Raw genomic sequence first — 26,666 nt, forward strand, 5'->3', positions numbered from 1 at the left:
ACCTCGGGGCCTCTCCGAAACCTAAAGGAGGGCTCCCCTCTGACAGCCCATCAGACGTTCCGACCAGGCCGACGCGTAGGCACGGTTGGCCGCCTGCTGCTCGGGATCCTGGGTGTCGAGAGGATTGGGCATTGTGCCGGCGATGGCTGCATTGGTGACACAGAACATCGACTTCTGGAAGCTGATGCAGATCTGAACATGGGCATCTGCCTGTCCACGACCGTGACGGTCATACCAGCGGCTGAGCTCCTCGGGAAGATTCCTGTACATGTCCGACATGCAGAGGCTCGGGGGGATCCCAGCTCCCATGCTCGGCAAAGGATCCGCGTAGAGAGCTCCGTACTTGAACAGACTCTGGTCCGCTGCGATCTGACGGGCCTGGGCGTTGTAAGACACCGTTCCGAGAAACGGCATGCCTCGAAAGAACACCGCCTCCACATAAGGCACGGCGACATCAACCAGAAAGGTGAGACCTGCTTCCGGGGGGAGAACCCATACGGACTCACCACCCACCATCACCTCGTAGGTGATGGGATTTCCTGCGGCCGTTACCAGACCATCACGGATGTGATGAACCACATCCAGCACACAGGCCACTTCTCCGATGCGATAACGGCGTGCCAGGTCAATGAAGATGTCACTCATCACCCGCCAGAACAGACCCAGCGCATAGATCGTCGTCATCGATCTGATCGCTTCAGGTGCGAAGCCCGGATAGAGACCATTCACCAGACGCAGAAGAGGATCCCGCCTGGAGCGCAGGGCGATCACGCGGCGACACACGTCTTCAAAAGGCTCTGAATCGAAATAGGCATCCATCCCTCCCGTTCCGTGCCAGAACATCGCTTTCTGGCAGTACTCGGCATATTCGAAGTTGATCCGGTCACCCATCAGGTGCTCCCAGAAGCGTTTTGGAGTGAATCCCTCGTGGAAGAAGCGGAACACCGGGAACGGATTGAGAAGTTGCGTCTTTCCCTGATGCACGAGGTTGCAGCTGTAGGCATCCAGCACAAGGCCGTAACTTTCCAGCACATTCACCACCTGCAGCAGATGGTCTGGGGTGTCAGCCAGCAGAGGGGTGTCCGACAGCAGACGCCTGATCAGCTCTTCCTGATCCGGGAGCGTGGGTTCGGTGGCTTGAGGTCTGGCAGTGGTGGTCATGAGAGCCCTCCAGGCTGGACCAGTGTGGCGAGTTCGCTGAGCTGGGCGGTGGCTGGCTGGCTGAGGCCCACGAGAAGATTGGGAACAACACCAAGCAGAAGGATCAGCAGAGACATCGACAGAGCGGGGATCTGCTGGGCGAAGGGCACCTGATTCAGGATTCTCGGATTCTGATTGGCGCCGGAAGCCACCGCAAGACGACCGAAGAACGCACGGTTCACCAGCAGCAGAAAATAGACAGCTGTGAGGCCTGAGCCGACCATCGAGAGAAGAGTCGCCACAGGGAACATCTCGAAACTTCCCTTGAAAACGAGGAACTCGGAGATGAAACCAGCCATGCCTGGGATTCCTGCACTGGCCATCACACCGATGATCATCAAGGTGCCGGTCAGAGGCAGACCACGCTGAGGATTCAACAGCCCCCGCAGCACGTTGAGGTCACGGGTGCCTGTGCGCTCGTACACGACGCCAACCGCAAGGAAAAGAACAGCTGAGATCAGGCCGTGACTGACCATCTGGAACAGAGCACCAATCAGCGCGAGGGGAGTGGCCGCAGCGGCGGCGAGCAGCACATAGCCCATGTGACCCACCGAGCTGTAGGCCACCATCCGCTTCATGTCGGTCTGCGCGATGGCCGCCAGGGATCCGTACAGCACTGAAACAGCTGCCCAGCCGGCCAGCCAGGGGGCAGCCACGGACCATGCCTCCGGGAAAAGGCCGAGGCAGAAACGCAGAAGGCCGTAGGTGCCCAGCTTCAGCAAAACACCGGCCAGCAGCACCGAAACAGGCGTGGAAGCCTCGGTGTGAGCATCCGGAAGCCAGGTATGGAAAGGGAAGAGAGGGATCTTGATTCCGAAGCCGATCAGCAGACAGCTCATCAGCACAAGCTGACTGGTCAGCCCCATCTGTGTGGTGAGGATCGGCCGGATTCCGAAATCAACGCTCCCTGTGACCAGGGCGATGCCAAGAAAGGCCGCCAGGATCAGAACGCCTGACACGGCTGTGACGATCAGAAACTTGGTTGAGGCATAGGCCCTGTTGGCGCCACCCCAGATCGCGATGAGCAGCCAGAGAGGAATCAGCTCCAGTTCATAGAACAGGAAGAAGAGCAGGAGATTCTGAGCGAGGAAAGCACCATTCACCGCACCGCTGATGACCAGCAGAAGGGCGAAATAAACGCGAGGACGGTTGTCGACCGAACGCGATGCTGCTGCTGCCACAAGACAGAGCACCCCGTTCATGAGCACAAGCGGGAGCGAGAGACCGTCAACACCGAGACTGAATTCGAGACCAACCTGAGGCAGCCAGGGGAGAATCTCCACCAGTTGCTGTCCAGGCTCGACCGCTGAGAAGGGAATCAGCAGGCCGAAGCTGAGCAGACACTGCAGGGCGAGAGTGACCAGCGTGAATGTGCGGCTGCGGCTGGCCGTTTCGGCACCAGATAGAACACTGATCAACAGTGAACCGAGGAAGGGGATCAGAAGAAGAACCGTCAGCATGATGACCTCACTGCAGAACCCAGCTCAGAGACATGAGCAGCAGCACGATGGCGCCGATCACCGTGAGCACGTACGACTGGGTCTGACCGCTGATGCTGAGCTTCAGGCCTTCGGCACTCGACAGGGAGAAGCGTGCCAGACCATGCAGCACTCCATCAACGACATTGCGGTCAAACCAGCCGGCGAGCTGCGAGAAGGTGGCCACCACATTGACAATGGTGACCCGGTAGAAGCGCTCGGTGTAGAAGTCGTAGGCGAGCAGATCCTGGAACCAGCGAAGAATCGGATTGAGAGATCGTGACCAGGCCTTGTTGAGGGGAACGAGAGCCCCGGCAATCAACCCGGCAGCACCACTGGACACCACCAGAGCAGCGGCCCAGAAGGGGAAGGCGAGGAGACCGTCGAGCGATTCCAGACGGATCAGAAGAAACGGAGTTAGCACCACGATCACAGTGAGAGCCACCATCGGTAGCGCCATCTGCCAGTTGATCTCCGCCGCCCGTCGGGTCTTGGCCAGCGACGGACCAAGGAACACCTGTCGGAACACCCGGGTGAGGTTCAACGCTGTGAGGGCATTGGTGATCAGGAACACCGGCACGAACACCACCGCCCTGGCACCGACCAGCTCGACAGCCTGTGCCAGGCAGAGGAATCCTCCGAGTGGAAGCAATCCGACCAGACCGGCTCCGCCGACCAGAAAGGATCCGGTGGTGGCGGGCATGCGACTGCCGAGACCACCGAGCTCGGTGATGTCCTGACAGTTGGTCGAGGCGATCACCCCTCCAACACTCATCGACAGGAGAGCCTTCGAGACGGCGTGGGCGTAGAGCAACAGCAGTGCCAGCACGGGCACCTGCAGAGAAATGGCGATGAACACAAGACCGAGATAGGCCGTTGTGGAATACGACAGCGTGCGCTTGATATCGACCTGGGCGATGGACACCAGGGAACCGCCGATGGCGCTGATGGTGCCGATCACCTGAAGCACCACGAGGGTGACCGGCGCGTGCTGCAGAAGAGGCATGACCTTCAGCAGCACGATGGCGCCGCAGGTCACCACAACGGAGTTGCGCAGAATCGAGGCAGGATTGGGACCCTCCATGGCCTCATCAAGCCAGAGGTGCATCGGAAACTGGGCGCACTTGCCTGTGGGTCCGGCAACCAGTCCAAGACCGAGGAGTGTTGCAGCCAGTGGCGTCAGGGTGTCCTGAGCCGACCAGCTGTACAGATCGTCAAAGCCAGTGACTCCTGACCAGGCCGTTAGGGCCACCACACTCATCAGCAGCATCACGTCACCGACGCGTTTGGTCAGAAACGCGTCGCGGGCTGCGGTGACCACCAGCGGCTGGGCATACCAGAAACCCACAAGCAGATAGGTGGACAGGGTGAGCATCTCCAGAAGGAAATAGCTCTGAAACAACGAATCGCTCAGCACAACTCCCGACATGGCACCTTCGAAGAAACCGAGCAGAGCAAAGAAGCGGGCCAGCGCCCATTCCTTGTCGAGGTACCCCAGCGAATAAATCTGGGAGAGAAGGCTCAGACCAGTGATCAGCTCGAGAGCGGAAACGTTGGTGAGCGAAAGACTGAAACTGATCTCAAGATTGAGATCACCCACAGACAGCCATGGCATGCCGATCACGGCCGGACCATTGGCCATCACATCCCTCAGCACAAGGCTGCCGTGGACCACGGCCAGCAGCGTCAGCAGGATGTTCAGATACGCCGGTGGACGATGGGCGTCCCTGCGGAACCATCCGAAGGCCCAGGGAAGGGACACCAACATTCCTGCGAATCCATAGAGAGGAATCAACCAGGCGGTCTGAAGAGGCAGCGAAAGAGCTGGAGTCAAAAGCAACGAGACCTGAACGGCCGTTGAGGTGCGGGTTGGCCGGCGAATCTAGTCCGAAATGATGCAGAGGAACGTTATTGATCAACTACGCCTTCGCACATTGGTCGGCAGAAGCGCCGGCTCAACTTCCTGATGGGGACGGGCAATGATGTGGGCAGCCACAAGGCCGTCACCAACGCGTTCGCAGGCATCGGCACCTGCACGCACGGCGGCGTTCACAGCACCGGTCTCACCACGCACCATCACTGTGACGTAGCCACCGCCCACATATTCACGGCTGATCAGCTGCACTTCGGCAGCCTTCGTCATGGCGTCGGCGGCTTCGATGGCCGGCACCATGCCGCGGGTTTCGATCATGCCGAGAGCAATTCCCTGCACAGAAGGCTCCGGAGCAGCTGCGATCGACTTGGAGGCGCGACCTGAACCTGATGAGCCGGAAGACGATGAGGCGCTGCGGCGGCTGCCGCTCCGTGCCGACACGGCACGGCTGGAGCCCGACCTTGCGGTGGTGCTGCGACGGGTGGTTGTGGAGCGGCTGCTCGCGACCGGAGTCACATCCACTGTGGTTGAAGAGGCTTCGGTCTCAGCCGTCGAGGAAACCGCTTTTGACGCAGAACTGGTTGCTGCCCCAGCTGAGGCCTTGGCCGTCGTTGATGTGGTCGAAACTGCAGCAGCGGCTGCGGAAGAGCGACGACGGGAAACTGGAGAGGCCATGTTGAAGGTTTCAGGTGGATGGAATGGAGGGAGGGGTCGCGATCAGTTATCCATCCGGCATCCAGTGATCGATGATTCCACCGATGGTCAGATCCGTGAGCACTGAGCTGTTGGGGCATGCAAAACGGGCAGCGGAGCCACTGGAGGTGAAGACCCAGTTGCCCTCCCTGGCTCCGACAGGGTCAACGGCAACCAGCTGCTTGCCCTTGTTGTTCCTGAGAATGCGCAGGTGCATGTGATCCAGCCCGGCCAGGCGGTAAGAGCAGACCAGTGTCCCCATCACCTGCATGATCTCCATCAGGTTTTCTCTCCTGGCTTGAGAGAGGGTGAGGGCTTGGAAGGTGCAGGGGCGGAAGGGGCTGCCGACGGGGGTTTGGGTGGATCCGGCTCCCAGTGGTCGATGATTCCCACGATGGTGAGATCACTGGGGTAGGACTTGCTTCCGGCAGCTTCGCGGGCAGCGGAACTGCTGACGCAGATCACCCAGTCGCCTGGCTTTGCTCCGACTGCATCCACGGCCACTTTCTTGGTGCTGCCATCCAGAACCACCTGGAGGTGTTTGTGCTCGAAATCCGGAATCCGGTTGGTTGAAACGAGGGGCTTCAGGACCTTGACAATCAGCATGGTCAGTGAGCCTCCTGCTGGACGGGATCGAGTGTGGAACCTACCGCCACCGCAGGGAGCGGCTGGTCACGGTCGCGGATCGTGAGAAGCGTGTGGAGCAGACCTTCGTTGACGAGCGCTGAATAACGCTCATCGATGGCCTTCTGAATGCGCTGGCAATCGGCGATGGCACGCTCACGCGCACCGGGCACCTTGCCCGAATAATCGAAACGCACCACAACCGGAATCGGCAGATCGCGGGAGACATTGAGTCCCTTGAAGATTTTCACACCGACATCAAGATCAGGAGCTCCTTGTTCAACGGTGTCGAGGTGAGCGAAATAGGTGAGGTTGCGCAGATGCACCTCCTTGAAACCGATACCGACACCGATGAATCGCTCAGCATGGCCGGCGTCGGGATAAGCGCCGTGATGAAGCGATCGAACGTAGTCCTGCTGGGAGATGTTGCTGACAAGCAATCGAGTAATGAAACGCACCATGCCTTCATCGGGAGCGGATGACACATGGGTCTGAACAGCCGCCTGAACAGCATCCCTGGCCTGCTGCACCGTGAGCGGAGCGGTGCTTTCGTAAAGCGATCTGGCACAGAGCCACTGATCGAGTCGGATCTCACCGTTCTGATCAGGAACATGAACACGTATGGCATCGGTGTCGGTGTCTAGACCGATCAGAAGCAGATCAACAGACGCACCACAGCAGAAGCTGTTTTCAACGGCTTCACGGAAGTCATGCAGACGCTGAAGTCCTGAAGCAGCAGCCAGCGCATCATCACTGCCATGGGCTGCACAACCCTGGTGTGATGGATCGAGCGAGCTGAAGTGATAGGCCACCACTTTCAGATACCTGGTCGGCGCCTGAGCCTCATTGGGCAGCTGCTCCCGGAAACGGCGATGTTCGGTCTTGATCCAGCGATTGACCGTGTTCTCGACATCAAACATCGCTCCTGCATGGGAGCGGCGGCGTACAGCACTGAAAGGAATTCTCAGCGCGTAGGCGATCGTGTGCGCAAGACGACCATCTGCGCAGGGTGTGACGTCCAGCAGATGAAAACCACAGTCGAGAAGGAACGCATTGAATTCCTCCGAAGCTCGGCTGCCTGAAGCGGCTTCCAGGGGGTCGTCCTGGAAGAAACGTTCACTGAACAGCTGATGCGACTGAAAAACGCACCACGCAAACAGTGCGCGCATGTCGAGAGGTCTCACCCACGACTTCTCAAGAATGTGATCCGGAAGGTCGAAGCCGAGTTCCGCGCGGGCGAGGCGCTGAGCCTGAGCCAGAAAGTCGGGTTCGTGCTGCAGGGCAGACACCTGCTTCAGCAGAGGCACAATCCGGTCAAAACGGCCCTTCACCTCCAGCTCGTAGGCCTTGAGCCGTTCGTTCTCCGACTGGTCGGTCAGAGGATGGGAGTCCACCGACCAGGGGAGGGAAGTTCTGCTGAGATTGACGGCCACGGACGTCCGGAATTCGCCACGCTTCATCCGGCCGGGCTGCTGGGGAGTGGGACGGCGCCGGTCAGCATGGGAACGGATGCGGCCACCGGATACGGAACCTGACTTGAGCAGAGCGGCCTTGCCGGAGACAGTCAGAGCCTGGCGCCGCTCAAGCGCCGACTGTCGCGCTGTGCTGCCGGTGGACGGGCTTGCCTCCCCTGTGGATTCAGAGCCGGCGATGTCCCTGGCGAGTGATGCCTGGACCTGACGCCGCGTGGGAGCCGTGGGCGCAAGAGGTCGCCCGCCACGGGAAGGCATGGAGCGAACCATCTGCGAATCAGCCCCTTGCGCCGCCGGAGACGGTGATCAGAGAACCTTTATCGGTGTTGCCGTGGGAGCCGGTCACACGACAGACGGGCCACTCGGCCTGCTCATTGCGCTTGCGCTCGAAGGGAGCCATGGCCCCCATTGGACCGGGTCGGGTGGGGTTGCGGCGGCGTGCTGATGCACCCTCTGTACCGGTGACATGCTCGCCACGATCCCAGTCGTCACCTGTGACCTTGGTGGATGAACCCTCACCCGTCACGCGGGAGGTTGGCTCATCAGCCGGCTGACTGACAACGGCCACGGTGGGCTGGAAGTGTCGGCGCTGAAAATCGCGGTTGTCAAAACGGAACTGTTCAGTGCCGGTGACCTTGCCGCCGGCCATATCGAAAGGGCCGGTGATGCGATTGCCCTGTTCATAGGAGGTTCCGGTGACGGAACCCTGTGCATCACGCTGCTGTTGAGCCGCGCGGGCTGGTGACATCACACTGAAACGGGTCCAGGCGGCACCTTCCGGCGACCGACCGTGCGTGTCGGTACCGGCTGGAGCCTCGGCACCACAAGCTGCGGCAAGTTGATCCGCACCCACATAGGGAGTTCCGGTCACCGCTTCACAGGCACCACGCTTGTCACCTGTCATCACTCCGCCCACTCCGGGCTGAATACCGGTCATGGCGGCGGAAGGTGTCCCGGGACGAACGGGAGTACGTTCTCTGATCGCCTGGACTGCAGTCGTTCCGCAATGCTGACCCGCCTGCTCCAGGCCTGCATAAGGGGTGCCGGTCACGGCCTGACAGCTGCCGGGCTCATCACCGGTCACGTGCTCGGAACGTCCAGTGCGGGTGCCGCTGACGACCTGATTGCGGTTGGTGATGCTGAAACCGACCTTGGCCGCCTCGGGATCAGGTTTCCCTCCGCAGAAGCTGTTGACCTGTTCGGAGCTGATGTACTGGTCACCGGTGACGCGGTGACAGGATCCGAACTCATCTCCTGTGACTTGTGAGGAACGACCGACCAGGGTGCCGGTCACTCCCGTGCCTGAAAGGGTGGCTGACAGACCGACCTTCGCAGCAGGTCGACCATCGGGAAGAGGGTCGGAACCGAGATACTGATCACCGGTGAGACTGCGATTGGCACCTGCTTCGTCGCCGGTGACACTGGCGGAGCGGCCCACCATGACACCACTCACCGGGCGGCCTTCAAGAGTGAGGCTGTGGCCGACCTTGCGCGGTGATGGGTTGGATCCGCCGCAATAGGCTGCAGCCTGATTGGCGGAAATGTATTCCGTACCGGTCACGCTCTTGCAGGTACCAGGCTCATCACCGGTGACCTTGCCCGACCGACCGACTTCGTTGCCGGTCACACGATTGCCGTGACTTGTCGCAGTGACGCGCACCTTGGCGGGCGTGGTGGGCTCGGGGGCTTGCTGACAGAAGGTCTGGAAGACTTCGGCGCCGAGGTACTCGGTGCCGGTGATCGAGCGGCAGGTGCTGGCTTCATTGCCCGTGGTCTTGACCGAGCGGTTGGCCTGCGTGCCGGTCACGGTTTGACCGGTGGTTGTGGTGCTTTCGCCAACTTTCCAGTGCGCATCAGCAGCAGCGGCCTGCTTGGCGCCATGGCGATTAGGGCCGCACGGGCGGGTGACACCGGCGTTCTGCTTGCTGATGGCACCGGCTTTGGCCCGCAGCTCGCGCACCTGTTGAGCAATCTCACGGCTGGAGAGATCGGGGTTGGCCTGACGCGCAACCGCAGCAGCACTGGTGGGCTGCTTGCCTGCGGTTTTGCCATGTTTCGACATGGCTTCACGACGCGCCAGCACCAGGGCCCGGCTGGGATTGTCGATCGAGCGCCTCTTGGGAGTGGTTTTGCGTCGCTCGAGACCGGATCGGCCTGCACCGGAGCGAGGAGTCAGCTCGACAGTGACGGAGGGACGTTCGACTTTTTCAGGAGCAGCAATCGGTGCAGCGACGGAAGCTTCTCGAGCTACATCAGCACGGTTGCGATCCCGACTGGAAGACGCAGACTTGCCTCGACGGGAAAGTGCTTCACGACGGGAGAGGACCAGTTCGCGGCTGGGATGACGCTGCGCTTTCCCCTGGGGGCTGCGTGAGGGAGCCGCGGTTCGGGTCAGCGAGACCGGGGATTGCGCAACGCCGGCCACAGGAGCTGAGGTCGCTGGCTGAACCGCGTTTGTGGCATCGGTGCGAGTTGGACGGGCATCACTGGCCGACCTGATCCGATTGTTTCCACCGAGGGCAGCGGACGCTTTCTTCCCCGAGGTGGTCAGCGCTCTGCGGCGCTCAAGTGCGAGTTCTCGACTGGAAAGTCTTGCCATGTCCGCCCGGTGAAGTCGTCAAAGAGCAGGGGGCGCTGCCCCCGTTAAAAACTGGAGCCCTGAACAGAAATCAGGGCTCGGAACCAAGGGTTCGAAGGATCAGCGTCCTTCGAAAACCACGAAGCAGGCACCCTGGCTCTGGGTGTAGGCGTCGTAACCGACGATGCGCACGTGGTGGTCGGGGTAGGCGCGATGGCAGGCCTCGAGCTCACTCACGACAACATTGAGATCCTTCTCGCCGAAGAAGGGAAGCTTCCAATAGGACCAGTAGGTGGCCATGGAGTTGCTGGGATGGACATGCTCGATGAGCGGGCTCCAGCCCTGGGCGATGATGTAGGCGATCTGGTCGTAGATCTCGTCCTGGGTCATCGGCGGAAGAAAGCCGAAGGTCTCCAGGGTGGCGACTGTTTTGTAGTCACCCACGGTGCTCTGGAAAGGCATGGGGATCCTGGGTGTAAGTAAAAGGTGTGGCCGGTCGCTGAAACCGGCCGGGGTTGTGATCAGCTCTGAACGTCGAGCTTGTCGACGGTGTCGAACTCGAACTTGATCTCCTTCCAGGTCTCGAGGGCTATGGCCAGCTCAGGGCTGTGCTTGCCTGCTTCCAGGAGGATGTCGCGGCTTTCCTTCTCGATCTCGCGACCGGCATTGCGTGCCTTGACGCAGGCTTCGAGAGCCACGCGGTTGGCAGCAGCACCTGCAGCGGAGCCCCAGGGGTGACCGTGGGTACCACCACCGAACTGCAGAACGGAGTCGTCACCGAAGATCGCCACCAGTGCGGGCATGTGCCAGACGTGGATACCACCGGAAGCAACGGCGAACACACCAGGCATGGAACCCCAGTCCTGATCGAAGAAGTTGCCGCGGCTGCGATCTTCAGGAACGAAGGATTCGCGCAGCTGGTCGATGTAGCCGAGGGTGGTCTGACGATCACCTTCAAGCTTGCCGACCACGGTGCCGGTGTGAAGCTGGTCACCACCGGACAGACGCAGACACTTGGCGAGAACGCGGAAGTGGATGCCGTGCTTGGGATGACGGTCAATCACCGCGTGCATGGCGCGGTGGATGTGAAGCAGCATGCCGTTCTTGCGGCACCACTTCGACAGACCGGTGTTGGCAGTGAAGCCACCGGTGATGAAGTCGTGCATGATGATCGGCATTCCGAGTTCCTTGGCGAACTCGGCGCGCTCGTACATCTCCTCGGGAGTGTTGGCGGTCACGTTCAGATAGTGACCCTTGCGCTCACCGGTCTCCTGCTCGGACAGCTTGATGGCTTCCGCAACGAATTCGAAGCGGTTCTGCCAGCGCTGGAAGGGCTGGGAGTTGATGTTCTCGTCGTCCTTGGTGAAGTCCAGACCACCGCGCAGGCATTCGTAGACCACACGGCCATAGTTCTTGCCGCTCAGGCCGAGTTTCGGCTTGATCGTGCAGCCCAGCAGAGGACGCCCGTACTTGTTCATCCGGTCGCGCTCGACGCAGATACCGTTCGGGGGGCCGTAGCAGCTCTTGATGAATGCGATCGGGAAGCGGATGTCCTCCAGACGCAGGTGGCGAAGGGCCTTGAAACCGAAAACGTTGCCGACCAGAGAGGTCAGAACGTTGGTGATGGAGCCTTCCTCGAACAGGTCGAGGGGATAGGCGATGAAGGCATAGAAGGATTCCTTGTCACCAGGAACATCTTCGATGCGATAGCAGCGGCCCTTGTAGAACTCGAGATCGGTGAGGAGCTCGGACCACACGGTGGACCAGGTGCCGGTGGAGGATTCGGCAGCCACAGCAGCGGCGACTTCTTCCTTGGGCACACCTTCCTGGCCGGTGCACTTGAAGCAGGCCAGCAGGTCGGTGTCTAGGGGAACGTAATCAGGAGTCCAGTAAGTGTCTCTGTACTCCTTTACCCCGGCGTCGTACTTCTTGCTCATGAGATAACTCCGTTAGGTCGTTGAAGGCGGGTGAGTCGTTGAAACCTCAAAATTTCAGAGGTTCAGACGATCTCAGTCCTTCTGACCGAGGAAGTTGCCGTTGCCGAGTGCAGGCTCAACTTCGCGGTGGGGGCGGGCAATGATGTGAGCAGCCACGAGGCCGTCGCCAACGCGCTCACAGGCATCGGCGCCAGCACGCACAGCAGCGTTCACAGCACCGGTTTCGCCGCGCACCAGAACGGTGACGTAACCGCCACCGACGAACTCACGACCGATCAGACGCACTTCGGCGGCCTTGGTCATGGCGTCAGCCGCTTCGATCGCAGGAACGAGGCCGCGTGTCTCGATCATGCCGAGAGCGATGCCCATGGTTTCGTTAGCCATTACCTACCGGGAATAGGGGGGGGATGTTCGCCGGTGAGATTGCTCTGCCAGAGGTCGACCCGTCAAGGGCTAATGCGCTTTCTCTGGATCACTGTCCGTAGTGAACCTGATAAGCGCTGCTGATCACCCTGTCAGGGACTGATCCAAAGAACTGTGCGCTCAGCGGTCAGCACGCCCACACATGCGGTGGCCAAACCGGAAAAGACCCATAGCCTTGGCTGCGGTTATCTGAAAATCCGGACTTTCCGGGTGGGATGTTCAACCTGTTCAGGTCTCCAGTGACGACAGAAGTTCAGAAGACTTACACCTGATCACACACAATGGTGCTCCCCATCTGGAGCCGCGCTTTGCGCACCCTGATCATCGCCAGCGGCAACCCTCACAAGGTTGCTGAGATTGAGTCGATGCTCGGGCCGATCGCTGTGGCCGTGCAGCGTCAACCGGCTGATCTGGATGTCGAGGAGACCGGCAGCACCTATCTGGAGAATGCGCGGTTGAAGGCCAGTGCCGCCGCGGCCAGAACCGGTTGCTGGGCTCTGGCGGACGATTCCGGGCTTGAAGTGGACGCTCTCAATGGAGCCCCCGGGCTGTACACGGCACGGCTTGCTTCCAGCAACGAAGCCAAACTCTCGAAGCTCATGGAGGCCATGGCGGGTGTTCCTTATCGAAGCGCCCTCTTCAGAAGCGCCATGGTGCTCTGTTCACCCGATGGTGTCTGTGATGAACAGGCGGAGGGAATCTGCTGGGGTGAGCTTCTGTCTGCACCGGCCTATCCGGGAGGCGGGATTGAATCGCTGTTCTGGGTGCGTGAGGCCGGCTGCAGCTATGGAGAACTGAACAGCTCACAGCTGGCCAAACTTGGAAGCCGAGGCAAGGCCGCCCGGGCTCTGGCTCCAGGCCTGCGCAGAAGACTGGCACTGGACTGAATGCTCAGCTCCGCGCGGCGCGTCGATTCACCAGATCAATCGCACGCATGGCGGCAGCTGCGGCCTCCTCAACATCGCCTTCCCGCCCCGCAAGCGTGAGGCGACCAAAGGCTCCCACGGCCTTGACATCGACCAGCGTGATGTTGGAGGACTTCTCCGCTTCATTGGCGGCAATCAACACATAGCCCGCAGGCTCTGTTTCCAGAATGAACATGCTCATTCCCGCCTCGATCATCGAGCCACGCCGGTTCTGACGGTTGATCAGGACAGCATGATCTGGAGTGATTGCACGAATCACCTCGGTCCAGCTCACCTCAGCGGGGGTTCGCTGGTCAACAGAGCTGCCGATGGCCTCCAGAACCACATCACCGGAATGGAGCACCGTGCTCTGGTCGCGGTGATAAAGCGCCATGGAGCCGAAGGCTCTTTCCACCACCATCTGACCCAGTCGCACATTGCTCGCTTTCAGAGCGATATCTGTGACTCGATGCACGGCCATGCCCGGCGAAACCTCCATCCACAGACAGGCATCCCCTGGAATCGGCAAAAACCCCTGACTCACCGTTCCCATGTAGGCGGCCAACTGTGGCTGCAGTGAATCGATGAACACATGGGTGCGCAGCTCGATTGACTGCACGAGACTGTTTTTCCGACTGAGCCGAGAAGACTCCGAGTCAGTTGTAACGACGCAGCTCGCTCCTCCGACAGAGGGGTTCACCTCCGTGCCAGTGACGAGAGCGCTTCCGCCAACCCGCCGCTCTCTGGCGTCGAAGCCGGCGAGACGATTCATGGCGCGGATCTTACCGGATGCCGATCGTCAAACAGCGCGCAGGTGCTTGCACAGCCCCACACAGCCGATAACTTCGGGCCATTCGCCTGTGAGCCATGGCTTCCGCCCGTCGAAAATCAGAGGAACCTGGCCAGCTTTCCACTGAACTCAATGCCGAGCAGGCCCTGGGTCTGGTCAGCTACAGCCTGATGCAGCGTCTTGCCGGCGAAGGCCAGGCCGAGATGCCCTGGCTGGACACTGATGACACCAGTCATGCCGGCATGGTTCGGAAGCTTCGTCAGAGACTGGAGCTCACCGCCCTTGCAGTGGATAGCGGAGCTCCCTTAACAACGACTGAAGTCACCTATCTGCTCGGGGCTCGCCCCGGAACGGAATCTGTTGAAAGGGGAGGCCTGACAGCTCGTCGTGTGAGTCGCAACGTCTGGCGCCTGAGCCGCATGGACGACTCCGATGGACGAGGCAGCGGCAGCTTTGCTGATGATCGCTTCCGCCGCCGTCTCTGAGTTCGTCTCTGGACAACCCTGATCAGGACTTCGGCTTCTCATCCGTCTTGACATCGGAGCTGTCATCGACAGCATCGACGCAGACTGTTGTGGATGCCAGTTGTGCTCGCGCCGCGAGCAGAGGAGCCGCCTTGCCCTTCAGTTGATCTGCCGCTTCGGCCAGGGTTAGTTCCTTGTTCTTGCTGACTTCATCAACGGCTTTACGGAAGAGATCCACCTGATCTCGATACTCCTTGACCTCGGCCTTTTCAAGCTGACCCTCAGCTTTGTTGAGAGCAGAGAGAGCACCTTTGAGCTTGTCTCCCGCCTGTTGAGCATCCGCCACGGTGGAGTCAGGAGTGAGACCATTGACCTGCTCCATGGCGGCATCAACATCAGCCTGAGCCGCACAGACGGCTTCGACACCTTTGACGACCTTCACCTCATCGTTGTCAGCTTTCTTCTCGGCCGACTGGCAGGCCACAAGCGCCAGGCTCAGCGCAAGAGCGGCAGGGAGAACACGCAGAGAGGACATTGTCGGGAAAGAACTAGCCGAAATGTACCGAGATGCCCCAGAGCAGGCCGCAATGATCCCGAAGAGTTTCAGACACTTGCACTGTTGAGCCGATCTGGAGTCATGGTGAAGGGAAGGACAGCTCAGGAATCCCGATGGGCGCCAATCTGCGGAAGGAATCTGGACCCCGGGAGGTGTTCTGTGGGCTGACATCGATCGTCTGGCTGCATCGACGCATGCCCGATGCCTTTTTTCTGGTGGTGGGGTCGCGCACCTGCGCCCATCTCATCCAGAGCGCAGCGGGCGTGATGATCTTTGCCGAGCCCAGATTCGGCACGGCCATCCTCAATGAACGGGACCTGGCAGGCCTGGCCGATGCCCACGACGAACTGGACCGAGTGGCCCGCGAGTTGCTGGCTCGACGCCCCGAGATCCGCACACTTTTCCTCGTAGGTTCCTGCCCGAGCGAGGTGATCAAGCTCGATCTTGCTCGCGCCTCCGAACGCCTCAACGAGGAATTGCAGGGCAGGGTTCGTGTGGTGAACTACTCCGGTAGTGGAATTGAAACCACATTCACCGAAGGGGAGGACGGAGCCCTGTCGGCCCTGGTGCCCTTCCTGCCCAGCACCGACAAGCGCCAGCTTCTGCTTGCGGGAACCCTGGCTGATGCGGTCGAAGACCGGCTGATTCACCTCTTCGCCCGTCTCGGAATCGAGACGGTGTGCAGCCTTCCACCAAGACAGTCCACGGAACTGCCGGGTGTCGGACCGGGCACCACCGTGCTGCTCACCCAGCCCTTTCTCAGCAACACCGCACGCTTGCTCAAGGAACGGGGCGCCAGGGTGCTGCATTCACCGTTCCCGCTCGGAGCGGAGGGAAGTCGCCGCTGGATGGAGACAGCCTGCAGGGATTTCAACCTGCCTGGAGATCGGGTTGCTGCCGTGCTGAACCCTCTGGAAGAGAGAGCACGCATGGCGCTTGAGCCCCACAGGGCGGAACTGGCAGGGAAACGCATCGTGCTGCTGCCGGAATCGCAGCTGGAAATCCCCCTTGCACGCTTTCTGCAACGCGAATGCGGAATGGAACTAGTGGAGGTTGGTACGCCCTATCTAAACCGCGAACAGATGGCGCTGGAACTGGAACTGCTGCCGGAGGGCACCGAGGTGACGGAGGGTCAGCACGTGGAGCAGCAGCTGGACCGTGTTCGCGACCAGCATCCGGATCTCGTGGTGTGCGGGATGGGACTGGCCAACCCCTTGGAAGCGGAAGGCATCACCACCAAATGGTCGATCGAACTCGTGTTCAGCCCCATCCACGGCATCGATCAAGCCGGAGATCTGGCCGAATTGTTCTCACGACCATTGCGCAGGAGGCAGCTGATTCATCCAGCACTGCATCCACAGACCTCGCATCCTTCCATCCACGCCTGATTCCCATGCAACTGACGCTCTGGACATACGAAGGACCACCCCATGTGGGGGCCATGCGCATCGCCGCCTCGATGCGCGGCGTGCACTATGTGCTGCATGCGCCTCAAGGTGACACCTACGCAGACCTGCTGTTCACGATGATCGAACGGCGGGGGCAGCGCCCACCGGTGACCTACACCACCTTTCAGGCACGCGACCTGGGAGGCGACACCGCGGAACTGGTGAAGCGCACTGTGCGTGAAGCCGCGGAACGCTTTCGTCCGGATGCCCTTTTGGTTGGCGAAAGCTGCACCGCTGAACTGATTCAGGATCAACCGGGTGCCCTGGCTCAGGGCATGGGACTGAGCATGCCTGTGGTGACCCTGGAACTGCCCGCATACAGCAAAAAGGAGAACTGGGGAGCAGCGGAAACCCTCTACCAGCTCGTGCGCAATCTGCTGAAGCCCCAGGTGCCTGAGCAGCCGCAGCATGACCCCAAAGCCTGGATGGCCGTCGGCCGTCGACCTCGGGTCAATCTGATCGGTCCGTCCCTGCTGGGATTTCGATGCCGTGATGACGTGCTCGAAATTCAGAGACTGCTGACCGTGCACGGAATCGATGTCGGGGTGGTCGCCCCGCTGGGAGCGGAGGTCAGTGATATCCAGCGAATCCCGCAGGCAGATCTGAATGTTTGCCTCTATCCGGAGATCGCTGAATCGAGCTGCAGCTGGCTGGAACGGAATTTCGGCATGCCCTTCACACGCACAGTGCCGATCGGCGTCGGGGCCACCCACCACTTCCTGGTGGAACTGCACACGCTGCTGGGCATGGACCCGCCAACGAACGAGGAGGGGTATCGCTGCTCAAGGCTGCCCTGGTATTCGGAATCGGTGGATTCCACCTACCTCACGGGCAAGCGGGTGTTCATTTTTGGCGACGGCAGTCACGCCCTGGCGGCAGCCCGGATCTGCAGTGAGGAGCTTGGATTCAAAGTGGTTGGCCTTGGCACCTACAGCCGCGAGATGGCGCGATCGGTCCGAACGGCTGCCAAGGAGCTTGGCCTTGAAGCACTGATCAGCGATGACTATCTGGAGGTGGAGGCGGCCATGGCCGAAGCAGCCCCCGAGCTGGTGCTTGGAACGCAGATGGAACGACACAGCGCCAAGCGCCTGGGAATCCCCTGCGCCGTGATCAGCACACCGATGCATGTGCAGGACGTTCCGGCTCGCAACAGCCCTCAGATGGGATGGGAAGGCGCCAATGTGATTTTCGATGCCTGGGTGCATCCGCTGATGATGGGGCTGGAGGAACATCTGATCGGCATGTTCCGCCATGACTTTGAGTTTGTGGATGGACACCAGAGCCACCTGGGTCACCCCGGCGGCAAGGACCATGCAGCTGAAGAACCCAGCCCGACCGCTGAGGTGAGTACTGAGGAAAGGGGCCCGGTGTGGACCGCCGATGGTGAAGCTGAGTTGAAGAAAATTCCTTTCTTTGTGCGCGGCAAGGTACGCCGAAACACGGAAACTTACGCACGTCAGGAGGGGCGCCTGGAGATCAGCAGCGAAACGCTCTATGACGCAAAAGCCCACTACAAGGCATGAGCAAATTCACTCATTTCTTTGAATCAATACAAAGAAAATACAAGGGTCAAGCATTTCTGAAACGAAGGATCTTTTATTTCTTGGTGAATATCAGCTGGGGTGCATGTGTTGCTGTTGAATGAGATTGATCCCTTTTGCAAAGGTCCTGCATGACCACGACCCTGACGCGCCCAGCTGACGGAGAAGGCAGTGTGCAGGTCCTTCAGGACCCGTCGCTGAACATCCAGGAGGAGACCCTGGTGATCGCCGTCTACGGCAAAGGCGGGATCGGCAAATCCACCACATCCTCGAATCTGTCAGCCGCTTTCTCGAAGCTGGGTAAACGGGTTCTGCAGATCGGCTGCGACCCGAAACACGACAGCACCTTCACCCTCACCCACAAGATGGTGCCCACGGTGATCGACATCCTTGAGGAGGTGGACTTTCACAGCGAGGAGCTGCGACCGGAGGATTTTGTGTTCACAGGCTTCAACGGCGTGCAGTGCGTTGAAAGCGGAGGCCCCCCAGCCGGCACCGGCTGCGGGGGTTACGTGACAGGCCAGACCGTGAAGCTGCTCAAGGAGCATCACCTGCTGGAGGACACCGATGTGGTGATATTCGATGTGCTCGGGGATGTGGTCTGCGGAGGATTCGCTGCGCCCCTGCAGCATGCGAACTACTGCCTGATCGTGACAGCCAACGATTTTGATTCGATCTTTGCGATGAACAGGATCGTCCAGGCGATCCAGGCGAAGGCAAAGAACTACAAAGTGCGGCTCGGAGGCGTTGTCGCCAACCGATCCGCAGACACCGATCAGATCGACAAGTTCAATGAGCGCACGGGTCTGCGAACCATGGCTCACTTCAGGGATGTTGATGCCATTCGCCGCTCCCGCCTGAAGAAGTGCACCATTTTTGAAATGGACGACGACGATGAGGCGGTGAAGGCTGTCCGTCAGGAGTATCTGAATCTTGCGCAGAACATGCTCGACAAGGTCGAACCTCTTGAGGCCGTCTCGTTGAAGGATCGGGAAATCTTCGACCTGCTTGGATTTGATTGAGGCCTAGGTTCTGGCGCTCAGCCCCACCAACTGCATCGACAGCTCCCAGACCCTGCTGGCGGTCTGGGGATCGGTCACCTTGTCGGACAGATCCTGGCTGAACTGCTGTCCGTTTCTCTTCTGACGATTGCCCCAGCTCCAGTGCACCCCGGATTCTGCGAAATCCGGATCGGCAACGACCTTGGCAACACGCTCACCCGCCAGCGACTGGGAGACATAGCCGCCGGTGATGTTCTTCTGAAACCAAGGGAAGATTTTTCTGAAAAGCCTGGGGGTGTTGCGAAAGAGCGGCGTGTCGGCAACACACCCTGGATAGAGCGACGTGAAACTGATGCCGGTCTCGGTGCTGTAGCGCCTGTGCAGTTCCTGCGTGGTGATCATGTTGCAGAGCTTGCTGTCCTTGTAAGCCTTTCCAGGCTTGAAGGGTTGGCCACTGGCCATCGAAACGGGCTCCATGAAACCGGCCTCAAAACCGGAGAGATCACCCAGATCGGCTGGAGCTGGAATCGGTATCTTGCCTCCGAGCTCCTTGGAATTCGCTGTAACCGTGCCAAGGATCACCACACGGCGCGAAGGGTGGGTTGAAGCCTTCAGACGACGCATCAGCAACTGAACCAGCAGAAAATGGCCGAAGTGATTGGTGGCCATCGAGATTTCATAACCCTGAGGTGAGCGCTCCGGTCGTTTCAGCTTGGGCTTGTAAACAGCGGCATTGCAGACCAGGCAGTCGATCCGGTCCGGCATTCCCTCCACAGCCTGTCGGACACTGTCCAGGTCACCGAGATCCATCAGCACATGCTTCAACCGCTCTGCGGGCAGACCCAGCTCATCGGCGGCGGCCGCGGCACGCTGCGGAGAACGGTTGGCGGTGATCACAGTCCAGCCCTGTTGAACGAGAGCGCGTGCGGCATTCAGGCCGACCCCGGATGTGGTTCCGGTGATCAGGACAGTGCCTGGAACGGGCATCAGGAAAACGGTGCAGATCGCTCAGTCTGCCTTTCAGGCCTACACAACACCGCCCGCGGTCATGAATCTCTAGCGGGCAGCTATCAGCACAGACACAAGCTGATTCAGCGCCAGATCACCCTCAAACGGTTGGGCGCAATCCACTGCTCCTGTTCATCCATCAGGCGTTCATCCCCTCCGAGGGTGAACAGGCTGTCAAAACGATTCTGCAATCCCCTCAACTTGGTGGCTTCCACATCAACAACAGCCGCCAGCTCTCCATGTCGGTCGAGCCGCTCCTGATAAGCCATTGACAAACGCACGACACTGACCACCCCGAGAAAGATCAGACCAGACTTCACGGCAAGCGCCAGGGCGCTGCACAGCAGTTCCCGTCTGTCGTTCTGCTGCTGAAGCAGAGCCGCCAGCGAAGCGGCATCGGGTGCTGATGGAACGGCTTTCTGCATGTCCGCTTGTAACGCGGCACACCGCTCGTGCCAAGAGGCCAGGTGAAGTTCAGGCGCGATAGAGGCTCACACAGAGGCGGATCGCCAGCACGCCGGCATGGGCAGCCACCACGAGAGCGATGAAGATTTCGGTCTGGGTAAGGGTGCTGACCATGACGGAAGCTTGAAACCATTGCATTCTTTCCTGCGCAGGCCTCAGGGCGCCATCATTCGCAAAGGCCTGTCACACCCGCATGGAAGCCTTGAGTCCTGATTCCCTGGTGACCATCGATGCAGAAGCGATCAGGACACTGAACCTGCAGGCTCTCTCAGCCTGGATCGAACGGCCTCTTCATGTTCTGCTCGATGCCGGCGCTGTGCTGGAACTGCGCTACGAGTGGCCACGCGAGGTCGATGACCCAAGGGAACTGAGCGAGTGCCCGGAGCCTCGTCTGTGGGCTCTGCGAGCAGACGCCCACTACCCCTGGCTTCCTCTGTTGCTGGATCGAACCGGTGGGAGTCTGGCCCAGCATGTGGCCATGCTGGTTCCCCACGATTTCAGCCCCAGCGAAGGCATCCGCTTCGATCCTCAGGCCCTTGAGTTGTGGATCACCCATCGACTCATGCTGCTCAACCGGCTGGGCAGTTCGTCGGACGTTTCCGGAGGTCAGCGCGGCAACCTCAGTCTGATGGCGGCCAGCCTTGGTTTCGAGCTGGATGGGGGGTTCTGGGAGCTGCTCGATCAGACGCCATGAAATGCATCATGCGCCGCTGGGCCGGAGTATCTCTTCTGGCGATGACCCTCTGTTCCGGAGGCTGCGGATCCGAGGTGGAGTCAGGCCCACGGGGGCATCTCCCCGAAGCAGTACGGGTTCAATCGGCCCCGGAGCCCTTGCCACCAGGCCAGTCTGGGCCCAGCAGAACCTTGCTCACCAGCCTGCAGGGGAAGGCGGTTCAACTCAGGGCACGCCGCACAGACGTTCAACGAACGGACGGACAGCGTCAGTGGCTTCTCGAACTTCACGAGGGCGGAACGGTGCTGGCAAGGTGGAGTGCTGTGAGCGGAACCCCCAGCAGCCAGAACCGTGATCGTCGCTGGTCTCCCGGCAACGGAGCGCCCCTTCCGCAGGGCGACTACAGGCTGGGCCCTCCGGAACCCTGGGGCAACGACATCTGGATAACGCTCTCTCCTCTTTTTGACACGAGCCGCAGCGGACTGGGGATTCACCACTGCAATCCCGGCAGCGGCTGCCTCTGTCTGCCGGATCGTTCCTCGCTGCTGGCTCTCTCGGCCTGGATGCAGGAGGTCGAGCTCAAGACACTGAGCGTTTTGAACTGATCCCAGACGGTCAACCCAGCTGCATGGCCAGCTGAACAGCCCTTCTGCCGCTGTCGAAGGCCAGCAACAGCGACAGCAGCCTCAGCAGCCAGGCGAGTGTTCCTGTGTTGACGCGATCCAGCCGGGCCGCAGTCCACCGGGCTGACAACGCGGCAACGGCACCGAGAACGAAACCCAGCGTCCACTGACCGCGCCCTTCATGCAGAAACTGCAGTGAAGCGGCGCTGGCTGAGCAGGCCACCGCAAGGGTGCTGAGACGAATCGCCTGTCGAATCGGCAGCGTAAGGCCGTTCACCATCAAAGGAACCATCAGCAGACCACCGCCTAGTCCAAGCATCCCCCCTGCCAAGCCGGCGACGCCTCCCACCGCAGCAAGACCTTTCAGCGGCGGAGGCCCATCCGATTCAGGCCTATGGTCATCGCGATCACCACGAATCGTGAGCGCCAACAGCAGGTAAAGCAACGCCTGAAGCGTCAGCAGCTGCCAGCCTGCGGCGAGTCGACCCAGACGACTGAACACCAGTGCGGTGGCAAAGGCCGTCAGGCCGATCGACAGGCCTGGCCTGAGCTGAAGTGCCCGCGCGCGCCAATGGGTGTAACTGCCGCCGATCGCCGTGGGCACGATGGCAAAAGTGCTTGTCGCTAAAGCTTGGTGAGGACTGAGGCCCATCCAGAGCAGCAGAGGCGCGAAGATCAGACCACCTCCGATTCCCAGCAGACCGGCCAGAGCTCCTGCCAGGAGCCCCAAAGGCACGGCCAGCAGCACATCTGACAAAGTCATCGTTGCCATGACGCTGCATGCATCCTGCCGGTCCAGGCCTTCACGCCAGGGTCGTCTCCTGAACAACCTCACTCTCAGCGGCGCCGAACAGATGGCCTTGGACGCCCTGCTGCTGGAGCAGTGCTGGACCGAGGGACGGAAACAACCCGTCTTGCGCTTCTACCTCTGGGAAAGGCCTTCCCTGTCCCTGGGCAAACATCAGCGGGAGATTCCAGACACCTGGCTGAGCCTTGCCAGAACAGGACAGCTGGATCTGCTGAGCCGCCCCAGTGGTGGCGGGGCCGTACTCCACGCCGGTGGGCTGACCTACGCACTCGTGTGGCCAGAGGCACCTCGGCAGAAACGGGAGGCCTACCTGCAGGTGAACCGCTGGCTGATGGCTGGCTTCGCCGAACTTGGCGTCAGTCTCAATCCGGGCAACTCCGCTGCGGAGCCAGGCGCAATCAACTGCTTCGCCCGTTCCACAGAGGCCGACCTGGTGGATCCACAAGGAACCAAGCGCATCGGCAGTGCTCAGTTCTGGCAGCGTGGTCATCTGCTTCAGCACGGTGAAATCCCCCTGAACCCACCGGCGGATCTCTGGGCTGCGGTGTTCGGAAACGAGCCACCGCAATGGACGCCGGAAACGCCTGATGTTTCGGCAGTGGAAAGGGCGCTCATCCGCAGTTTCGGCGAAGGGCTGTCCAATCACGACTGGACTGATCAGCCCCTGAGCAGCGAAGAACGCACCTTGATGCAGCAAAGGGCTGAGGGTTATCGACTCGGCGCTTCAGCGCTTTGATCATCAAGCAACCCAGAAGCACGCATGCTCTTCACCACCTGGGCCAGGGGCATTCCGAACGGATAGGTGTTGGCGCGGCGAGCCGCCGTGAGCATGGCCTCCGGCAGTTTCACGGACAAGCCCCTGAGAACGGCCTCACCCAGGTCACAGCGATCGAGGGTTCCGTCAGGCAGACCGGCGGGGCCTAGCACCAGCAGACGCCCCTGCCCAGAATCTTCCAGAGCGAGAACCGCTTCCCAGAGAGGTGCGGACTGCTGAATCGAAGGAAGGCGCTCCAGCGGCTGAAGATGATCTCCAATGGTCTGGCGATCCCATTGCTGAACAGGAAGGTCCTTGAGCGGCTGATCCGTGATGAAGCCAATCCATCGACCGCCTCGACAGACAAGCACCCAGTCCGGAAGACAGGGCTCGCCACTGTCTGCCGTTCCCAGACGCAGCTTGCTGAGACTGCGCAGAGTCTGATCCGCCTCCACCACGCGGAATCGACGGGCCGTCGCCGGTCCGACCGTTTCTCTCTTGAGCACCTGTTGCAGAGCCAGGGTCTGGGTCTGACTGCGGGACGCGCTCATGCCGAACCAACCGAGAAGCACCAGCCAAAGACCGGTGAATCCTCCTCCCCTGAGCAGCAACCAGAAACCGATCATCACGGCGAGGAGTGACAGGAACCGACCACTGGCGGTCGCCACCTGAATGCCCCGACGTTGACTGCCGGTCCATTGCCAGACGATGGATTTGAGAATCAAGCCACCATCCAGCGGCAAACCCGGCAACAGGTTGAACAGCGCCAGAACAAGATTGAGGCCTCCCAGCTGAGCCACCAGATTTCCCAGGAGGGGGCTGACATGTTCAGCGGAATGAACACTGAACAGCAGCAAAGCTCCAAGAATCAGACTCACAGCAGGCCCCGCCGCAGCCACCCTCAGCGAGCCCATCGCCGTGGAGCATTCACGTTCCACCCGAGCGACTCCGCCCATCAGGAACAAGGTGATGCTGCTCACCTTCACTCCCTCTCGCAGAGCCACGAGGGAATGGCCGAGCTCATGCAGCAGCACGGACACGAACAGCAGCAGAGCGGTGAGAAGCCCCATTGACCAGCTGACCCAGACCGCACCGGCCGCCGCAGGCAGTTTGGCGACCTGCTGCTGAAAGGCCATGGTGAACAGCACCAGAATGATGAACCAACTCGGATGAACCTTCAGAGGGATCCCGCCGATACGCATCAGTTGCCAGCCGTCACCCAAATGTTTTTCCGGCGGGCTGGCCGGCAGTGTTGAAGCAATCCTAGAAAGGACACCTCATTCAGATCCACCATGGTCGATCGGGGCCTGTCCCTCAAGATCTGCGGCCTGACCGATTGCGACCAGGCCTGTGAGATTGCTGCCATGGGAGTGGATGCGATCGGCGTCATCGGAGTGCCGGCCACTCCACGATTCGTCGAGTCCGGTCAACGCAGGGCAATCTTCTCGCGGCTGGATCACGAGCATCCTCTGACCAAACGCGTCTGGGTTGTTGCAGACCCAGATGATGGACTTCTGGCAGCGGCTCTGTCGGGGGAGGGACAGCCCTCGGTTGTGCAGCTGCACGGGGAGGAATCGCCTCGGCGATGCGCAGAGCTACGTCGGTTGTATCCCGGCATCAAATGGTGGAAAGCCCTGCGATTGCGTGGGGAGGAGGATCTCAACGGCATCGACGCCTATGCCGCCAGCGTGGATGCCCTGCTTCTGGATGCCTGGAGCCCGAAACAGTTGGGAGGAACGGGGCATCGCCTCGATCTTGCCTGGCTTGAGCGGCTGGAGACACGGATCTGCAGCGATCTTCCCTGGTGGCTTGCTGGAGGAATCAGTGCTGAGTGGGTCCCAGCACTGCTGGATCAGGTGAGCCCCTGTGGTCTGGATGCCTCAAGCCGGCTGGAGCACAGTCCGGGGGTGAAGGATCTCAGCCGTGTCGAAGAACTCGTCGGAGCGGTCAGGGCCAGTTCGGGCAACCGGAGATAGGTTGTGTCACCCCTTATCAGCAGCCATGTTCCTGGCCATGTCAATTTGCCTCACCCTCGTGGCGGCAGCTCCGTTCGGGGCGTCAGCACAGGGCATGCTGCCGGGATGCCGACTGGAGAATGGCAGTCTTCAATGCGTGCCAGGTCTGACGGCCAGCCCTGAGCAACAGATTCAGGTGCTTGACGGACAGATCGACCGGGGGCTTCAACAGGAAGGTCATCTCGAGCAGACCATCGAAGGGCTGAAACGTTTCGCACTGGTTGGTGAGGCCAGGGAAGGCGCGTTACTGAAGACGGAACTGAATCCCCGGAGTGCTGATGTTGAAGAGCTCGACGTCCACTGGTACCGCCGCAGTGAACAGGGGAACTGGACCCTGGTGGAATCAGGATCCGGGCGTAATTACCGGATTGGCCCTAAGGATCAACAAAACCAGCTCATGGCTGTGCTCGTGGTGCGCAACCGCGACGGCAACATCAGAAGGATCAGCAGCAACGTGATCGGTCTGATCAGCGATTGAATGCGAGGGGTGCTGGTTGGGGCACCCCAATCCTCGACCAAGTGGGGACCGGATCAGATCAGTTACTCAGCAGCGCTTCCTGCTGGCGCACGAGCTCGAAGAATTCCTGCTTGAGGCTGGGATCATGACGGAAGTCACCCCGGACAACGGAGTTGACCATGCTGGTCTGGGGCTCTTTCACACCACGCCATTTCATGCAGTAGTGCTGTGCCTTGATGATGATCCCGAGGCCCTTGGGCTCACAGAGCTTCTCGATTTCGTCGGCAAGGATCATCACTGCCTCCTCCTGGATGTGAGGTCTTGAAAACACCCAGTCCGCGACGCGGGTGAACTTGGAGAGACCGATCACCCTGGCACCTGGCTTGATCCCGACCCAGCAGTTGCCCATGATGGGCACGAAGTGATGGGAACAGGCGGATCGCACCGTAAGTGGGCCAACGGTGTAGATCTCGTCGAGCTGCTTCACATTGGGAAAGCTTGCGACCTTGGGCTGTTGGTGATATCGACCCTTGAAGACCTCCTGGATATACATCTTGGCGACACGTTCCGCCGTCTCTTCGGTGTTGTGGTCGTTCTCGATATCAATCACAAGGCTGTGCAGAAGATCGCGGAATCGATCCGCAACTTCCATCTGGAGCTCTTCCAGTTCACCGGGGAGAATATGTTCGGCGATGTTGTCGTTCGCAAGGAATGAAGCACCTTGCTCACGCAGACGCTCGCGAATCACATCGGAAATCTTGGCGTCAGTAATAGCGAACTGACCGCGGTTATGACTGAGCGCTGCATGCGAGCTCAGCTCACTCAGCGCTGCAGAACTGGTTCCGTTAGTGGAAGTAGGAAGTGTAGAAGTCATCTCTTT

The 26,666-nt window shown here is 60.3% G+C and carries 29 protein-coding genes; 10 read left to right on the forward strand and 19 right to left on the reverse strand.

Annotated features, from left to right (window positions below; translation table 11 throughout):
- Window positions 1–21: 21 nt before the first annotated feature.
- From SIB73_RS07720 to SIB73_RS07770, 11 genes are all read right to left on the reverse strand, one after another.
- Window positions 22–1,161, reverse strand: a complete 1,140-nt coding sequence (locus SIB73_RS07720) for a CO2 hydration protein (protein ID WP_413401566.1) — start codon at window positions 1,159–1,161, stop codon at window positions 22–24.
- Entirely contained in the window at window positions 1,158–2,663 is a 1,506-nt protein-coding gene (locus tag SIB73_RS07725; protein ID WP_413406348.1) for an NADH-quinone oxidoreductase subunit M, read from the reverse strand. Before SIB73_RS07725 ends, SIB73_RS07720 begins: the two co-directional genes overlap by 4 nt.
- 4 nt (window positions 2,664–2,667) lie before the next feature.
- Window positions 2,668–4,512, reverse strand: a complete 1,845-nt coding sequence (locus SIB73_RS07730) for an NAD(P)H-quinone oxidoreductase subunit F (RefSeq protein WP_413406347.1) — start codon at window positions 4,510–4,512, stop codon at window positions 2,668–2,670.
- Between the two features lie 81 nt (window positions 4,513–4,593).
- A complete protein-coding gene (locus SIB73_RS07735) occupies window positions 4,594–5,226 on the reverse strand; it encodes a BMC domain-containing protein (RefSeq protein WP_413401564.1) in 633 nt (210 codons plus the stop codon).
- A gap of 46 nt (window positions 5,227–5,272) precedes the next feature.
- Window positions 5,273–5,524: a carboxysome peptide B gene (locus SIB73_RS07740; RefSeq protein ID WP_413401562.1), complete on the reverse strand. Its 252-nt coding sequence runs from the start codon at window positions 5,522–5,524 to the stop codon at window positions 5,273–5,275.
- Window positions 5,524–5,850 (reverse strand): carboxysome peptide A, encoded by a 327-nt coding sequence (locus SIB73_RS07745; protein ID WP_413401560.1) that lies wholly within the window; start codon window positions 5,848–5,850, stop codon window positions 5,524–5,526. The genes SIB73_RS07740 and SIB73_RS07745 overlap by 1 nt, the downstream gene beginning before the upstream one ends.
- A gap of 2 nt (window positions 5,851–5,852) precedes the next feature.
- A complete protein-coding gene (locus SIB73_RS07750; protein ID WP_413401558.1) occupies window positions 5,853–7,610 on the reverse strand; it encodes a carboxysome shell carbonic anhydrase in 1,758 nt (585 codons plus the stop codon).
- A gap of 7 nt (window positions 7,611–7,617) precedes the next feature.
- The gene (locus SIB73_RS07755; RefSeq protein WP_413401556.1) at window positions 7,618–9,939 is read right to left on the reverse strand and encodes a CsoS2 family carboxysome shell protein; all 2,322 of its coding nucleotides are present in this window, start codon (window positions 9,937–9,939) and stop codon (window positions 7,618–7,620) included.
- Between the two features lie 99 nt (window positions 9,940–10,038).
- Window positions 10,039–10,380: a ribulose bisphosphate carboxylase small subunit gene (locus SIB73_RS07760; RefSeq protein WP_066905746.1), complete on the reverse strand. Its 342-nt coding sequence runs from the start codon at window positions 10,378–10,380 to the stop codon at window positions 10,039–10,041.
- Between the two features lie 59 nt (window positions 10,381–10,439).
- Entirely contained in the window at window positions 10,440–11,855 is a 1,416-nt protein-coding gene (locus SIB73_RS07765) for a form I ribulose bisphosphate carboxylase large subunit (RefSeq protein ID WP_066905748.1), read from the reverse strand.
- Window positions 11,856–11,927: 72 nt separating this feature from the next.
- Complete coding sequence (locus tag SIB73_RS07770; RefSeq protein ID WP_006169870.1) at window positions 11,928–12,239, reverse strand: BMC domain-containing protein; 312 nt, start codon at window positions 12,237–12,239, stop codon at window positions 11,928–11,930.
- A gap of 320 nt (window positions 12,240–12,559) precedes the next feature.
- Here SIB73_RS07770 and SIB73_RS07775 point away from each other — a divergent pair, with 320 nt between their 5' ends.
- Complete coding sequence (locus SIB73_RS07775) at window positions 12,560–13,165, forward strand: non-canonical purine NTP pyrophosphatase (protein WP_413401555.1); 606 nt, start codon at window positions 12,560–12,562, stop codon at window positions 13,163–13,165.
- Window positions 13,166–13,169: 4 nt separating this feature from the next.
- Here the strand turns inward: SIB73_RS07775 and SIB73_RS07780 are convergent, their stop codons facing one another.
- Window positions 13,170–13,955: a BMC domain-containing protein gene (locus SIB73_RS07780; protein ID WP_413401553.1), complete on the reverse strand. Its 786-nt coding sequence runs from the start codon at window positions 13,953–13,955 to the stop codon at window positions 13,170–13,172.
- 95 nt (window positions 13,956–14,050) lie between these two features.
- Between SIB73_RS07780 and SIB73_RS07785 the strand changes: the two genes are divergently transcribed.
- Window positions 14,051–14,458, forward strand: a complete 408-nt coding sequence (locus tag SIB73_RS07785) for a hypothetical protein (protein ID WP_413401552.1) — start codon at window positions 14,051–14,053, stop codon at window positions 14,456–14,458.
- A 22-nt stretch (window positions 14,459–14,480) separates the two neighbouring features.
- Here the strand turns inward: SIB73_RS07785 and SIB73_RS07790 are convergent, their stop codons facing one another.
- Window positions 14,481–14,972 carry a hypothetical protein gene (locus SIB73_RS07790; RefSeq protein ID WP_413401550.1) on the reverse strand — a complete coding sequence of 164 codons (492 nt, stop codon included), beginning with the start codon at window positions 14,970–14,972 and terminating at the stop codon, window positions 14,481–14,483.
- A gap of 134 nt (window positions 14,973–15,106) precedes the next feature.
- Here SIB73_RS07790 and SIB73_RS07795 point away from each other — a divergent pair, with 134 nt between their 5' ends.
- From SIB73_RS07795 to bchL, 3 genes are all read left to right on the forward strand, one after another.
- Window positions 15,107–16,381: a ferredoxin:protochlorophyllide reductase (ATP-dependent) subunit N gene (locus SIB73_RS07795; RefSeq protein WP_413401548.1), complete on the forward strand. Its 1,275-nt coding sequence runs from the start codon at window positions 15,107–15,109 to the stop codon at window positions 16,379–16,381.
- Window positions 16,382–16,386: 5 nt separating this feature from the next.
- Window positions 16,387–17,964: a ferredoxin:protochlorophyllide reductase (ATP-dependent) subunit B gene (locus SIB73_RS07800; protein ID WP_413401547.1), complete on the forward strand. Its 1,578-nt coding sequence runs from the start codon at window positions 16,387–16,389 to the stop codon at window positions 17,962–17,964.
- Between the two features lie 149 nt (window positions 17,965–18,113).
- Complete coding sequence (gene bchL, locus SIB73_RS07805; protein ID WP_413401545.1) at window positions 18,114–19,004, forward strand: ferredoxin:protochlorophyllide reductase (ATP-dependent) iron-sulfur ATP-binding protein; 891 nt, start codon at window positions 18,114–18,116, stop codon at window positions 19,002–19,004.
- 3 nt (window positions 19,005–19,007) lie between these two features.
- Here the strand turns inward: bchL and SIB73_RS07810 are convergent, their stop codons facing one another.
- The 3 genes from SIB73_RS07810 to psaM all read right to left on the reverse strand — a co-directional run bounded on the left by SIB73_RS07810 (window position 19,008) and on the right by psaM (window position 20,570).
- Entirely contained in the window at window positions 19,008–19,970 is a 963-nt protein-coding gene (locus SIB73_RS07810) for a protochlorophyllide reductase (RefSeq protein WP_413401543.1), read from the reverse strand.
- Between the two features lie 104 nt (window positions 19,971–20,074).
- Entirely contained in the window at window positions 20,075–20,416 is a 342-nt protein-coding gene (locus SIB73_RS07815) for a hypothetical protein (RefSeq protein ID WP_413401541.1), read from the reverse strand.
- Window positions 20,417–20,465: 49 nt separating this feature from the next.
- A complete protein-coding gene (gene psaM / locus SIB73_RS07820; RefSeq protein ID WP_186489668.1) occupies window positions 20,466–20,570 on the reverse strand; it encodes a photosystem I reaction center subunit XII in 105 nt (34 codons plus the stop codon).
- 79 nt (window positions 20,571–20,649) lie between these two features.
- Here psaM and SIB73_RS07825 point away from each other — a divergent pair, with 79 nt between their 5' ends.
- Together SIB73_RS07825 and SIB73_RS07830 are read left to right on the forward strand one after the other, a co-directional pair.
- Window positions 20,650–21,150 (forward strand): CRR6 family NdhI maturation factor, encoded by a 501-nt coding sequence (locus tag SIB73_RS07825; protein ID WP_413401538.1) that lies wholly within the window; start codon window positions 20,650–20,652, stop codon window positions 21,148–21,150.
- Window positions 21,147–21,734 (forward strand): hypothetical protein, encoded by a 588-nt coding sequence (locus SIB73_RS07830; RefSeq protein WP_413401537.1) that lies wholly within the window; start codon window positions 21,147–21,149, stop codon window positions 21,732–21,734. The genes SIB73_RS07825 and SIB73_RS07830 overlap by 4 nt, the downstream gene beginning before the upstream one ends.
- A gap of 10 nt (window positions 21,735–21,744) precedes the next feature.
- Here the strand turns inward: SIB73_RS07830 and SIB73_RS07835 are convergent, their stop codons facing one another.
- A complete protein-coding gene (locus SIB73_RS07835) occupies window positions 21,745–22,515 on the reverse strand; it encodes a TSUP family transporter (RefSeq protein ID WP_413406345.1) in 771 nt (256 codons plus the stop codon).
- 7 nt (window positions 22,516–22,522) lie between these two features.
- On the opposite strand from SIB73_RS07835, the gene SIB73_RS07840 reads away from it, so the two are divergent.
- On the forward strand, window positions 22,523–23,296 hold the full coding sequence (locus SIB73_RS07840) for a lipoate--protein ligase family protein (protein WP_413401535.1): 774 nt from the start codon (window positions 22,523–22,525) through the stop codon (window positions 23,294–23,296).
- On the opposite strand, the gene SIB73_RS07845 is transcribed toward SIB73_RS07840, so the two are convergent.
- Complete coding sequence (locus tag SIB73_RS07845; RefSeq protein ID WP_413401534.1) at window positions 23,269–24,537, reverse strand: site-2 protease family protein; 1,269 nt, start codon at window positions 24,535–24,537, stop codon at window positions 23,269–23,271. The two genes, SIB73_RS07840 and SIB73_RS07845, sit on opposite strands and share 28 nt — an antisense overlap.
- A gap of 69 nt (window positions 24,538–24,606) precedes the next feature.
- On the opposite strand from SIB73_RS07845, the gene SIB73_RS07850 reads away from it, so the two are divergent.
- Both SIB73_RS07850 and SIB73_RS07855 read left to right on the forward strand, forming a co-directional pair.
- Window positions 24,607–25,290, forward strand: a complete 684-nt coding sequence (locus SIB73_RS07850; protein WP_413401533.1) for a phosphoribosylanthranilate isomerase — start codon at window positions 24,607–24,609, stop codon at window positions 25,288–25,290.
- 37 nt (window positions 25,291–25,327) lie between these two features.
- The gene (locus tag SIB73_RS07855; RefSeq protein ID WP_413401532.1) at window positions 25,328–25,807 is read left to right on the forward strand and encodes a hypothetical protein; all 480 of its coding nucleotides are present in this window, start codon (window positions 25,328–25,330) and stop codon (window positions 25,805–25,807) included.
- Window positions 25,808–25,865: 58 nt separating this feature from the next.
- On the opposite strand, the gene folE is transcribed toward SIB73_RS07855, so the two are convergent.
- On the reverse strand, window positions 25,866–26,660 hold the full coding sequence (gene folE, locus SIB73_RS07860) for a GTP cyclohydrolase I (RefSeq protein ID WP_413401531.1): 795 nt from the start codon (window positions 26,658–26,660) through the stop codon (window positions 25,866–25,868).
- Between the last annotated feature and the right edge of the window lie 6 nt (window positions 26,661–26,666).

The sequence above is a fragment of the Synechococcus sp. MIT S9509 genome (assembly GCF_047303035.1).
Classification (GTDB): domain Bacteria; phylum Cyanobacteriota; class Cyanobacteriia; order PCC-6307; family Cyanobiaceae; genus Synechococcus_C.